General features: G+C 35.7%; 9 protein-coding genes. 5 read left to right on the top strand and 4 right to left on the bottom strand.

All coding sequences use genetic code 11. The annotated features are described in order from the left end of the window. The first annotated feature begins 172 nt into the window (after positions 1-172). The 4 genes from BN349_RS02125 (at position 173) to BN349_RS02110 (ending at position 5419) form a co-directional block, all read left to right on the top strand. Entirely contained in the window at positions 173-775 is a 603-nt protein-coding gene (locus BN349_RS02125; protein ID WP_019240623.1) for a TetR/AcrR family transcriptional regulator, read from the top strand. A 546-nt stretch (positions 776-1321) separates the two neighbouring features. After that, positions 1322-1819, top strand: a complete 498-nt coding sequence (locus tag BN349_RS24675) for a PadR family transcriptional regulator (protein ID WP_019240622.1) — start codon at positions 1322-1324, stop codon at positions 1817-1819. A 32-nt stretch (positions 1820-1851) separates the two neighbouring features. After that, positions 1852-3609, top strand: coding sequence for an ABC transporter ATP-binding protein (locus BN349_RS02115; RefSeq protein ID WP_019240621.1), 1758 nt, complete (start codon positions 1852-1854; stop codon positions 3607-3609). Continuing rightward, complete coding sequence (locus tag BN349_RS02110) at positions 3587-5419, top strand: ABC transporter ATP-binding protein (RefSeq protein ID WP_019240620.1); 1833 nt, start codon at positions 3587-3589, stop codon at positions 5417-5419. The genes BN349_RS02115 and BN349_RS02110 overlap by 23 nt, the downstream gene beginning before the upstream one ends. A 76-nt stretch (positions 5420-5495) precedes the next feature. Here the strand turns inward: BN349_RS02110 and BN349_RS02105 are convergent, their stop codons facing one another. From BN349_RS02105 to gltB, 3 genes are all read right to left on the bottom strand, one after another. After that, the gene (locus tag BN349_RS02105) at positions 5496-5963 is read right to left on the bottom strand and encodes an NUDIX domain-containing protein (RefSeq protein ID WP_019240619.1); all 468 of its coding nucleotides are present in this window, start codon (positions 5961-5963) and stop codon (positions 5496-5498) included. Positions 5964-6189: 226 nt separating this feature from the next. After that, positions 6190-7671: a glutamate synthase subunit beta gene (locus BN349_RS02100; protein WP_019240618.1), complete on the bottom strand. Its 1482-nt coding sequence runs from the start codon at positions 7669-7671 to the stop codon at positions 6190-6192. Positions 7672-7690: 19 nt separating this feature from the next. Further along, entirely contained in the window at positions 7691-12205 is a 4515-nt protein-coding gene (gene gltB, locus BN349_RS02095; protein ID WP_019240617.1) for a glutamate synthase large subunit, read from the bottom strand. A 118-nt stretch (positions 12206-12323) separates the two neighbouring features. Between gltB and BN349_RS02090 the strand changes: the two genes are divergently transcribed. Continuing rightward, on the top strand, positions 12324-13226 hold the full coding sequence (locus BN349_RS02090) for a LysR family transcriptional regulator (RefSeq protein ID WP_026089123.1): 903 nt from the start codon (positions 12324-12326) through the stop codon (positions 13224-13226). A 103-nt stretch (positions 13227-13329) separates the two neighbouring features. Here the strand turns inward: BN349_RS02090 and BN349_RS02085 are convergent, their stop codons facing one another. After that, entirely contained in the window at positions 13330-13518 is a 189-nt protein-coding gene (locus tag BN349_RS02085; protein WP_019240615.1) for a hypothetical protein, read from the bottom strand. Between the last annotated feature and the right edge of the window lie 148 nt (positions 13519-13666).

Raw genomic sequence — 13666 nt, 5'->3', positions numbered from 1 at the left:
ATATTCATTTATCCATGTACGTAATACAAATCCCATTTGTATACTTCTAGTTTAATACTCTATAATTTATGTATCAATATACAGATTAATCGTAAAATGTTGATAAATAAGGATTTCTTCAAAATCTGTTCAACTAGAATACGATAATAAACATTTGAGTGAGGTTTTGTTTATGAAAAATAATAATCGAAAAGTTACTAAATCAAAAAAATCCTTAAAAGACGCATTGTTATCACTTATGAAGAAAAAAGATTTTAACAAAATTACAATAACAGATTTAATAAATCACGCTGATTTAAACCGTGGCACATTCTATAAACATTACCAAACGAAAGAAGAGCTTCTAAATGAAATTATTGATGAAGTGATAGAAGATTTGATTCATTCTTTTAGAGAACCCTATTTACATACTTCTAAATTTTTTATAAGAGAGCTTACAAGTTCGACGATTAAAATTTTCAAACATGTGGAAGCTTATTCTAATTTTTACACGACCATTATAAACTCCAATGCTTTACCTGGATTTCAAAATAAGATATGTGATGTATTAAAAGAAGTCGCACAACATGATTTAGAAATAGTAAATGATCAGAATAAGAATATTGATCCCGTTTTATTATCTAGCTATCATGCCTATGCCCTTTTTGGATTAATCGTCGAATGGGTAAAAATGGATTTCAAATATTCACCTAACTATATGGCAAAACAGTTAATTGAAATATTAAATTACGATTCCATTAAATCAAGCCGAAACATTATTAAATCGAATCTATAAAATAACTAATCCAGACCCTTAACTAAACCTTTTAAAAGAACAGAGGCTGTCTAAAAATGATGTTTTATCCTTAACTAGACGTCTCTACGTTTTAGATTATCTAATTTTACATATCTACTATTATGTATACGTAAGCAACAACATCTAAGCTTTTTTAAGACTGTCATAGAAACAGTCTTTTTATTTTGGCGGTTTTCACATACTTTGTCGCCTATGAACAAGTAATAATATAGACTGAGTTGAATTCTGCTCCAGCTGCTCGCTTTCCTCGAGGTAAACGCTAAGCCTCCTCTACTATAGTACTTGGAGGAACTCACCTATTCTGCTGCTCCCATAGGAGTTCCTCCCCTCACGCTCTAATCGACCTTTTTACACTCATTTTATTCACTGAACATATTTAAAAACAACAATCTATTAGAAAACAACCTTTTATATAAAACTTCAAATTAGGCTTCCATTTCATTTTTATGATATGATACGATATATATCGATTAATATTTATAGATATATCTTTAAAACAAAATCGTAATAGAAGGAGGAGCTAACATGAGATTAAATCGAAAGCATAACGGCTCTAAAGGAAGAAGAAAAGGGAAAATTCAAATCGCGATTCTCCATCTGCTTAACGAAGAGCAAATGCACGGTTATCAAATGATTAAAAAGCTCGAGGAAAAATCAGATGGATACTACGTGCCAAGTGCAGGAACTATTTATCCTGCTCTTCAAGAGCTACACGAAAAAGGTTTCGTAGATATACAAGAGAATAACGATAAAAAAGAATATCGTCTAAATCAACATGGCAAGCAATTTCTACTTGAGTGTGGAAAAGATGGAGAAGAATTTTGGAGTCATTGGAGAAATCGAATTATTTGGAAGCAAACAAAAGAATGTCAACAAATTCAAGAGCAATTATCTAGCTGGGAAAATGAAATGAGAATAGCTGAGAAATATGTAGCTTCTAATCTACAAGATGCACACGAATTAATGAATATACTTGCTGATGCCAAAGAAAAACTTGTACGTTGGAATAAACTACATGAGTAAACTATTTTTTGAGAATAACCAGGTGAATAATAATGCAAGCAGCTAAACATTTATTAAAATATTTAAAACCTTATACATATTTAGCAATCATAGGTCCTCTTTTAATGGTAGTTGAGGTCACAATGGATTTAATCCAACCTACCATCATGCAACATATCATTGATACGGGAATAGCTAATCAAAACCACACTTATGTCATTACAATGGGATTATTAATGATTTTAAGTGCTATTATTGGCTTGATTGGAGGAGTAGGCTGTTCGATTTATAGTTCGAGGGCAGCTGTTCATTTTGCATCCGACATAAGAAAGGATTTGTTCAATACCATAACTCATTTTTCAAGCCGTAATAAAGATACGTTCGGTACAGGTAAATTAATTACCATTATGACCAATGATGTTGAAACGTTACAAAGAGCATTAATGATGACTTTAAAAATATTTGTTCGAGGACCTCTCTTATTTATCGGAAGTGTTGTCATTGTCTTTCTTACAGCGAGACAATTGTTCCCTGTACTATTGGTTGTCGTTCCAATTTTAATGATTTGTATGTATTTCTTTACAAAAGTATCAGGAACTCTATTTCAAAAAGTACAAGAAGCAATTGATTCTGTAAATACGAAACTACAAGAAAATTTGGCAGGTATTCGTGTTATCAAAGCGTTTAATCGAAAAGATCATCATATTAAAGAATTTACTAATGTAAATAGTCATCTTACCCAGAAAAATATTCGTGGCGATCAAATGGTTGGGATTTTAATGCCTCTTACTATGTTTATCATAAACATGGGGATTGTCGCTGGCTTATGGATGGGAGTTATTAAAGTTAGTAATGATACGCTACAAGTAGGTGTTATTCTAGCCTTTATTAACTATTTAACAATCATTATGAATGGATTAATATCCAGTAGCAATGTGTTAGTTCAAATTGCGAGAGCTTTTCCATCAGCTAATCGTATTCAACAGGTTCTTCAAACAGAAACAGATATTCAAAATAATAAACATGCATATACACCTACCGTTATTAAAGGAAAGGTTAGTTTTAACAATGTAAGCTTCAGTTATAGTAAAAATGGAGAATATATATTAAAGAATATATCTTTTTGTGCACAACCTGGTGAAACAATTGGTGTAATCGGTACTACTGGAAGTGGTAAATCAACATTAGTGAAGCTCATACCCCGCTTGTTTGATTGTGATAAAGGTGATATTGAAATTGATGGAATTTCTATAAAGAACTATGATCTTCAAACTCTTCGAAATGCTATTGGTTTTACACCTCAAAAAGCTACATTATTTTCAGGTAGTATTGAAGAAAATGTAAAGTATGGTAGACAAGATGCGACTGACGAAGAAATGAATACAGCACTATCTTCTTCGTGCGCAAGTGAATTCGTTTCAGTATTTGAAGATGGATATCAACACGAGCTTTCACAAGGAGCAACGAACTTATCAGGTGGACAAAAACAAAGACTATCCATTGCAAGAGCGTTTATTAGAAGGCCTGCTATTTTAATATTGGATGATTCAACTTCTGCAGTTGATACGCTTTCTGAAAATACTATTCAAAAAGCGATTAGAGAGCAATATAAGGATTGTACAACTTTCGTTGTTGCTTCAAAAATCTCTTCTATTAAACATGCGAATCAAATATTAGTAATGGAGGATGGCGAGCTTGTAGGAAAAGGTACTCACCAACAATTACTAAAGGATAACAACATTTATCAAGAAATCTATTCTACTCAAGTTGGAAAGGAGCGACAACTGGATGAATCAACAAGTAAAATCTAACAGACCAACTCCAACTGGATTCGAACGTGGTCATCGTTTTCAAGGTCCTGTAGTAAAAGCTACAAATCAGAAAGCTACATTAATTCGAATATGGGAATATGTACGAAGACAGCGTAATGGTCTCATCATAGCAGTTGGTTTAGTCATTCTTTCCACACTTTTAACTCTTATAGGACCATTTTTAATTGGAATAATTATTGATGATTATATTATTCCAAAAGATATCGATGGCACATTCTATATGCTAGTATTGTTAGCATCTGTATATGTAGGAACATCCCTATTTTCATGGTTTCAAACGTATGTGATGATTCATGTTTCTTTAAAAACAATCCAAACGCTTCGTTTAGATTTGTTTAAAAAGCTACAAACATTATCTCTTCGTTTTTTTGATCAGCGTTCACAAGGTGATTTAATGAGCCGTGTAACAAATGATATAGACAACTTGAATATGGCTTTAAGTCAAAGCATTGTTCAAATTGTCTCTTCTATTCTGACTATTATTGGCGTAACAATTGCTATGTTTGCATTAAATTGGATGCTAGCGATTGTGACACTTATCATCATTCCGTTGATTGTATGGACTACAAAACAAATAATTAAACGGAGTAGCGTGAACTATTCTGAAAGGCAAAAAAATCTCGGTCAATTAAATGGCTTTATTGAAGAATCTATTGCAGGTTCAGAAGTTATCACTTTATTTGGTAAGGAACAAGCAACTACCATGCACTTTAATACTTTGAATGAGAGATTAAGAACTTCCGCTCTAAAAGCAGAAGTTACATCAGGATTTCTTGGCCCACTAAATAACTTCATGAACAATCTAGGGTTGGGTCTTGTAATCGGAACAGGTGCCATTATGGCAGTAGGCGGTCATGTGAGTGTAGGTATAATTGCTGCATTCGTAACATATACTCGACAATTTTTCCGCCCCATCAATCAAATGTCTAATTTATTGAATACCTTCCAATCGGCTATAGCTGGAGCAGAGCGTGTTTTTGAAATAATGGATGAACAACCAGAATCTATCGATTGTAAAAAAGGAATAGAAAAAGAACATATCATTGGTGATGTGGAGTTTGAAAATGTCTATTTTTCATATAAAAAAAATACAGCTATCTTAAAGAACATTTCGTTTACAGCAAAGGCTGGACAAACGATTGCATTAGTTGGCCCAACAGGTTCAGGTAAGACAACCATCATCAATTTATTAACACGCTTTTACGATGTGGATTCAGGAAAAATTTCCCTTGACGGTGTAAATATACAAGATTTTCAGTTGAATACTATAAGAGAAAAGGTAGGGGTAGTTTTACAAGATACGTATTTATTTTCGGGAAGCATAATGGAAAATATTCGTTACGGTCGTTTAGATGCTAGCGATAAAGAAGTTATAGAAGCTGCGAAGATTGCCCATGCCCATTCTTTTATAAAATATTTACCAAACCAATACGATACTTTAATCCTGTCTGGAGGAACGAATTTAAGCCAAGGACAACGACAACTTATAGCAATTGCAAGAGCAATTCTTGAAGATGCCGATCTTCTTATTTTAGATGAAGCTACTTCAAATGTTGATACTCGAACAGAAGTCCAAATTCAAAAAGGATTGCATAATTTAATGCAAGGACGAACAAGTTTTGTCATTGCCCATCGTCTAAAAACGATTGAAAACGCAGATAACATTCTTGTTATAAAGGATGGAGAGATAATCGAGCAAGGTTCTCACCACACTCTAATCGACCAGAAAGGGTTTTATTATCAGTTATATAATAAATTAGATGTAAATAGTTTTGAGGGAGCTATCTAAAAAGTGAGTAACCCTCACTTTTTAGATATTTCTACAAATTTCATTGCTCAATTTCACCATGCTTATCGGGTAAATACTAATTAACAATTGGAATTTGCTCGTTATTTTTCCAATCCATAATAAATCCTTTTTGCACTGGATTTAGGTTCTTAGGCAAATTATTCTTTTTGAAGAATCGATGTTCCCGATTATGTGAATCTTTTATTTTTACCTTACCAGTATACTCTGTAGCATAAAATATGACTTGAAGATTAAAGCCCTTCTTTCCATTTTTGTAAGTAACAAAGCATTCTCTACCGGAATGGATACCGAATAACTGCATGTTTTCAACAGTTAAAGCTGTCTCTTCAAGTACACCTCTAACAGCTGTCTCTTGATATTTTTCTCCTAATATCATCGTTCCACCAGGAATATGCCAATTCGTTTCTCCTGCTTTTCGTTGCAGCAAAATTTTATCTTCTTTTTCTATGATAATTCCACAATGAATTGTTAATAATACATTGTTATCTATTTGATCTTTCAGTAATTGAATATTGTCAGACACAATCGGACTCTCCTTCTATGCATTGTTAGGATTTATTATACTATATGGAAGAGTATTTTCTTGTGGATATATAGAAGATTATCTAAACTTTGAATGAATAAAAATACAAATCTTCTATATAAAATAAAAATATCCTTTATATTGTATTGTGTCACTACAATATAGAGGATATGATTATTGAAAGAGAAACGCATTATTTAGCTTTCTCATTCTTATATTTTTTTCTTTACAAGGCTACTTTTGCTTCTAACAAATATTGGTTAACACTAGCCGCTACTCCACGACCTTCTTTGATTGCCCATACAACTAAGCTTTGCCCGCGACGTGCATCTCCTGCTGCAAAAACCCCAGGTACATTAGTTTCAAAGTTTTTAATCGTAGTAGAAATACGATTATTCTCTACCTCTACTCCAAAACGCTCTGGTAGTGTCTTTTCAATACCCTCAAAGCCGATTGCTACAAATACATACTGAGCTGGCCATACACGTTCAGTTCCAGGTAATTCATTAAAATAGTAATTTCCATCCTCCCCAAGTACTTTCTCCATTTGGATTGTATGGAGTTCCATTACATGTCCGTTTTCATCTTTACTGATTTTTTTCGTCTGAATACAATATTCTCGAGGATCGTATCCCTTTGCATCATTCACTTCAGCGTATGAGTAGTCTAGCGTATAAACATTCGGATCTTTCGGCCATTGATTTTCTTCCGTACGGTTATTTGGTAATTCAGGATGCTTACCAAATTGATAAACTGATTTGCAATTCTGGCGAATAGCAGTAGCCACACAGTCTGCCCCTGTATCACCTCCACCAATTACGATGACATCTTTGCCTTCCACATTTAGTGCTCTTTTATCTTCAAATTTAGAATCTAGAAGACTCTTTGTTACATCCTTTAAATAATCCATAGCTAAATGAACGCCTTTAGCATCAGAACCTTCCATATTAAGTAGACGCTGCTTCGGAGCACCAATACATAGTATTACCGCGTCATACAGTGAGTGTAATGATTCAGTTGAGACATCCACCCCTACATCTACTCCACATCTGAAATCAATACCCTCATCTATCAATAGGTTTACACGACGCTCTATTACTTCTTTTTCAAGCTTCATATTCGGAATGCCATACATAAGTAAGCCTCCAGGACGATCAGCACGTTCATAAACCGTGACTTTATGTCCCAACTGATTTAATTGATCAGCCGCCGCCAAGCCTGCTGGACCCGAACCGATAATAGCTACCGTTTTCCCCGTACGATATCGTGGAATCCTTGGTACAACCCAACCGTTTTCAAAGCCTTTGTCGATAATAGTCCGTTCGATTGATTTGATAGCAACAGCAGGATCTGTTATAGCTAACGTACAAGAACCTTCACAAGGAGCAGGACAAACTCGACCTGTAAACTCAGGAAAATTATTGGTCATATGCAGTCGATCTAGCGCCTCCTTCCATTGTCCTTTATATACTAAATCATTCCACTCAGGAATCACATTATTGATTGGACAACCCGCCGCTCTTCCTTGGATTTCAACACCCATATGGCAGAAAGGGGTCCCACAGCTCATGCAGCGAGCCCCTTGTATTTGCAATTGTTCATCAGACAGCCTAGAGGCGTACTCTTTCCAGCTGGAGATTCGCTCTAGCGTTGGCTGCTCTTTTACCTTTTCACGTTTATATTCCATAAATCCAGTAGGTTTCCCCATCTAGAATCCCTCCTCTATTTTATGATGTTGCAACTTTCTTACTAGCAGTTGTTTCCACGAATGCTTTCATTTCTGCGTTTTCATCCTTTAAGCCTTGTAACTTATGAAAATGAATTTTATCAACCATTTTTTTATAATCACTTGGTACAACCCTTACAAATCTCGAAACCATTTGCTCCCAATTTTCTAAAACTTCACGTGCTTGAGAACTATTGGTTTGTTCATAATGCTGCATAATTAAATGACGAACAACATTACGTTCTTCTTTGTCTTCTAACTTAGCAAATTCAATCATTTCCATATTACATTGCGCTTTAAATGCTGCTTTATTGGTTGGTAAGACATATGCAATCCCACCTGACATACCTGCACCGAAGTTTTGACCAACATCACCTAAAACAACAATCCGTCCTCCAGTCATATATTCACAACCATGATTTCCGATTCCTTCTACTACAATGTTAGCCCCTGAATTTCTAACAGCAAAGCGGTGTCCTGCACGTCCATTTATAAATGCATAGCCACTCGTTGCTCCATATAAACATACGTTACCAGCTATCACATTTTTCTCATACTCACCATTAATCGGTGACTTAGCAATAACTTTTCCTCCTGATAAACCTTTACCGAAATAATCATTTACATCACCTTCGACTAACATTGTCACACCACGTGGAATAAAGGCACCAAAACTTTGTCCTGCATGACCATAGAACTTTAGGTTAATCGTATTTTCTGGTAAACCTTTTTCACCATATTGGCGTGAAATTTCACTCCCAATAATCGTTCCCATAACACGATTTGTATTCTTAATAGGAAATTCTACGTTTACTTTCCGTTTCTCCACAATCGCATCTTCTAACATCGGTAATAAATGCAGCATATCAAAACTTTGCTCAATACCATGATCTTGCTCACGTTGTTTTGTACGATTCCCTTGAACTTGATAAAGAAGTGTTGATAAATCTAACTGACTCGCTTTCCAATGTTGCTTCGTCCTATCTGACACTTCTAATAAATCTGTTCGCCCTACCATTTCCTCTACCGTACGAAAACCAAGAAGTGACATGTATTCACGCATTTCACTGGCTACAAATCGCATATAATTGACAACATGATCCGCATTCCCCATAAACTTAGCTTGTAACTCTGGATTTTGAGTTGCAACCCCAACTGGACAAGTATCCATATGACAAGCACGCATCATGACACATCCTAAAACAATTAGTGGCGCTGTTGCAAAACCAAATTCCTCAGCACCTAACAGAGCTGCCATCACAACATCTTTACCTGTCATCAATTTACCATCTGTTTCTAAAATAACGCGATCACGAAGACCATTTAACATCAACGTTTGATGTGCTTCCGCTAGACCAAGCTCCCACGGAAGACCTGTATGTTTAATAGATGTCCTTGGTGAAGCACCTGTACCACCATCATATCCAGAAATGACAATTACATCAGCTGCACCTTTTGCGACACCTGCTGCAATTGTTCCTACTCCTGATTTGGATACTAGTTTGACTGAAATACGTGCACGTCGATTAGCATTCTTCAAATCATGAATTAATTCCGCCATGTCCTCAATGGAATAAATATCATGATGAGGCGGTGGAGAAATTAATCCAACACCTGGAGTTGAACCACGAACTTCTGCAATCCAAGGATACACCTTGTTCCCTGGCAATTGTCCCCCTTCACCTGGTTTTGCACCTTGAGCCATTTTAATCTGTAGCTCATCTGCATTTACCAAGTAGTGCGATTTAACACCGAAACGACCAGAAGCAATCTGTTTGATAGCACTTCGACGATTATCTCCATTTTCATCTAATACATAACGTGCTGGGTCTTCTCCACCTTCTCCACAATTCGAGCGAGCGCCTAGACGGTTCATAGCGATAGCCAATGTTTCATGCGCTTGTTTAGAAAGGGAACCATATGACATTGCACCTGATTTAAAGCGTCTAATGATTGATTCTACGGATTCCACTTCTTCTAATGGAATTTTTCGATCCGCTTTTTTAAAGTCGAATAAGTTACGTAAAAATCCAATACGCTCTTCATTAGCCATTTCTGCATATTTTCTGTATAACTCGTAATCATTCTTTCGAGTTGCCCACTGCAACGTGTGAATCGTTTTTGGATTGAAGGCATGATGTTCACCATTTGAACGCCATTGAAAGTCGGAGCCCGAATCAAGTTCAGCTAACATACATTTCATAGCAGATTCATGACGTCTTTTCGCTTCTTCACCGATTGTTTCAAGATCTATACCATCGATTTGAGTAGTAGTACCTGTAAAGTGCTCTTCAATCACTTCTTTACCAATTCCCACTGCTTCAAAAACTTGAGCACCTCTATATGATTGAACCGTAGAAATCCCCATTTTCGACATAACTTTAACAACACCATCAGATACTCCCTTACGGAACTTCTTCATCGCTATTGGATAATCTACCTTCAAGTTGTCTTTTTCGATAGCTTCTTGAATAGTTGCATATACCAAATATGGATTTATGGCATCTACACCAAAACTAATAAGTGCAGCAAAATGATGAACTTCACGTGCTTCTGCACTATTAACTATAATACTTACCTTCGTACGCAAGCCCTCTCGTACTAAATATTGATGTAAGCTACTTGCCGCAAGAAGAATAGGTATAGTTGGAACACTAGCATCTTTAACTTGATCACATAGCATGATTAAACTTTTTCCTTCTTCAATCGCTTGAACAGCTTGTTGTCGAATTCGAACTAATTCAACATCTAAAGTATCCTTGAATTCAAGTGAAATAATGGTAGATTGGAAGTCGTGTTCTTGACATTCCAACAATTGGCTATACTCACTATTTGTCAATATAGGGGTATCTAAAAAGATACGGCGAGCATTTCCTGCATTGGGATGAAGAAGATTTCCTTCCTTACCTAATAACGTCATTGTAGACGTCACTACATGTTCACGAATCGCATCAATTGGTGGATTCGTTACTTGTGCGAATAACTGCTTGAAATAATTAAATAATGATTGTGGGCGATCAGATAGCACAGCTAGCGGAGTATCATTTCCCATTGAACTTAAAGGATCTTTTCCTTCATTCGCTAACGGAACAATATATTTCTGAACATCCTCGAATGTATATCCATACATTTTTTGACGAAGAGTCAAATCATTAAGATTAAGCGCCTCTTCTTTTTCGACTTCTAATCGTACCATTTGCTCATCGATCCAATGCTGATAAGGTTCTTTTGCTACCATTTCGGCTTTCAATTCCTCATCTGAAATCATCTTACCCTTCTCTAAATCGATTAATAGCATACTACCAGGGCTTAAATAATCCTTAAGTACAACTTCCTCATCTGGCACGTCAATAACACCTGTTTCAGAAAAAAAGATAACATGGTCGTCTTTTGTTACATATAGGCGACCAGGGCGTAAACCGTTTCGATCTAATATAGAACCAATTTGCTTACCGTCTGTAAAGCAAATTGCCGTTGGACCATCCCATGGCTCCATTAAACTTGCATGATATTGATAGAACGCCTTACGGTCTTTATCAATATGAGGATTCTCTGTCCACGGCTCAGGAATAAGCATCATGGCCGCATGGGCAGGAGTACGTCCTGCTAACACAAAAAATTCAAAAGCATTGTCAAGCATTGAAGAATCTGAACCTGTTGTATCTATAATAGACAGAATTTTCTGTAAATCTTCCCCGAACGCTTCCGATACAAACTGTTGCTCACGAGCACGCATCCAGTTAATATTTCCTCTTAATGTATTAATCTCTCCGTTATGAATGATATAACGATTTGGATGAGCACGTTTCCATGATGGAAAAGTATTCGTAGAATAACGAGAATGTACAAGCGAAAATGCCGATACAAAGCTATCATCTTGAAGATCACAATAGAAAGTACTCACTTCTTCTGGTGCTAATAAACCTTTAAATACCATAGTTTGACTTGAAAAGCTTGGACAATAGAATTCATATCCTTGCTTGTTTGCCCAATGTTCTACTTGCTTTCGAATCACATATAATTTTCGTTCAAATGCCATTGAATCTCCTGTGTGATTTCTAATAAATACCTGACGTACAACTGGTGCCGAAGACTTAGAAATGTCACTAAGACCTTCTTTATTAGTGGGAACCCATCGCCAGCCAATGAGTGCCTGACCTTCCATTTCAATTAATTCATTGATTTTTGCTTCAATGGCCATACGTTCTTCTTCACAATCTGTAAAGAACAATTGACCTACTCCATAATCGCCCTTTTTCGGTAAAGCCAACTCTTTACATTTTGATTTAAAAAATGCATCTGGGATTTGTACCATGATACCCGCACCATCGCCTGTTTTCCCATCTGCTCCACGTCCAGCACGATGTTCCAAGCGACATAACATTTCTAGTCCATTTTTAACAATATCATGTGATGGTCGTCCTTTAAAATTGACATACATACCAATCCCGCATGCATCTTTTTCAAATTCAGGTGAATAAAGACCCTGTTCTTTTGGATATTGATGAAAATTCATATACATTCCCTCCAGTTCTAACAATTGCGTATTTACATTTTAAAGTTGTCGCAATATTATTAACAATATATAGTTTGGATAGAATTAATCTATTTTTGAGATGAATGAGGTGAAAATGTTGGAATTACGACAATTACAGTACTTTGTAGAAGTAGCAGAACGAGAGCATATTTCTAAAGCAGCTGAACATCTTCATGTGGCTCAGTCTGCCATTAGTAGACAAATAGCCAACCTTGAAACTGAATTAGGAACGCCTCTTTTTGAACGGATTGGTCGTAACGTAAAACTTACACCAGTCGGTAAAATATTTCTAGAACATAGCATTATCGCACTAAAAGCGATTGACTTTGCAACTAAGCAGGTTGAAGAATATCTAAATCCTGGAAAAGGAATCATTAAAATCGGTTTCCCAACAAGTCTAGCCAGTAACGTATTACCAACTGTCATCTCTGCCTTCAAAAAGCAATACCCGGAAATTTCTTTTCATCTACGACAAGGTTCATACAAATTTCTAATCGACTCCGTAAAAAATCGAGAATTAAATCTAGCCTTTCTTGGACCTCTCCCACCAAAGGATGAGTCCATTAATCCGAACGTTCTTTTCAGCGAAAATATACATGCTCTATTACCCGCTAACCACCCATTTGCAAATAGAACTGAGCTTCATCTTACTGATTTTCGTAATGAAAACTTTGTACTTTTTCCAGAAGGCTATATTCTTCATAAAGTAGCGGTTGACGCCTGTAAATCCGCTGGTTTTATACCAAATATTACTTCAGAAGGTGAAGATATGGATGCACTAAAAGGTTTAGTAGCAGCAGGTATTGGTGTAACATTTCTTCCAGAAAGTTCACTATATGATTCAATACCGCGCTTCACTGTAAAAAAACCGATTACACAGCCTGTCATCTCAAGAACTGTTGGCATAATTACACCCACAAACAGAGAACTTGCACCATCTGAACAAGTCTTTTTGGATTTTGTTACGAAGTTTTTTTCTCATTTGTCCAAATTTAAATAAAAAACAATAGTAAATTCACCCACAAATGGAAAAGGTACCCAGAAAGACAGTCAATACTGCCTTTCTGAGTACCTCTTTTATGATCTATATTAAGGTTAATCTATTAATGTACTTGATAATTGAGCTTATGCCATATACGGTGTTGAACAGTACCAAGTTCAAATTCTTTAAGCTGATATGGTAACATATAATATTGCTGTTTCTTAAGAAATTTCAGAAAATGAGCACATTCTTCCTTACTGTATTCTGCTAATACTTTATCCAATGCTTCCTCATTTTGAATGGTCAACATTCCCAATATCCCCTTTTCATGTATTTATATTTGGTGCTACTTTGAGTATATTACTCATTCACAAAAAGTTCAAAGAAAACGCTTACAAATTTCATATATAAAAAATATCGAAGTACACATCTACTAGAAATAAAAAAGACTCCCTTTC

The sequence above is a fragment of the Bacillus sp. AP8 genome (assembly GCF_000321185.1).
In the GTDB taxonomy this organism is placed as follows: Bacteria; Bacillota; Bacilli; order Bacillales; family DSM-1321; genus Bacillus_AD; species Bacillus_AD massilioanorexius.
Note: the sequence above shows the minus strand (reverse complement) of the source record. Positions and strands in the feature narration are given on the sequence as shown.

Coding starts and splice junctions, on each gene's coding strand:
- BN349_RS02125 (WP_019240623.1), top strand. CDS start 173: ATGAAAAATAATAATCGAAAAGTTACTAAATCAAAAAAATCCTTAAAA.
- BN349_RS24675 (WP_019240622.1), top strand. CDS start 1,322: ATGAGATTAAATCGAAAGCATAACGGCTCTAAAGGAAGAAGAAAAGGG.
- BN349_RS02115 (WP_019240621.1), top strand. CDS start 1,852: ATGCAAGCAGCTAAACATTTATTAAAATATTTAAAACCTTATACATAT.
- BN349_RS02110 (WP_019240620.1), top strand. CDS start 3,587: ATGAATCAACAAGTAAAATCTAACAGACCAACTCCAACTGGATTCGAA.
- BN349_RS02100 (WP_019240618.1), bottom strand. CDS start 7,671: ATGGGGAAACCTACTGGATTTATGGAATATAAACGTGAAAAGGTAAAA.
- gltB (WP_019240617.1), bottom strand. CDS start 12,205: ATGAATTTTCATCAATATCCAAAAGAACAGGGTCTTTATTCACCTGAA.
- BN349_RS02085 (WP_019240615.1), bottom strand. CDS start 13,518: ATGTTGACCATTCAAAATGAGGAAGCATTGGATAAAGTATTAGCAGAA.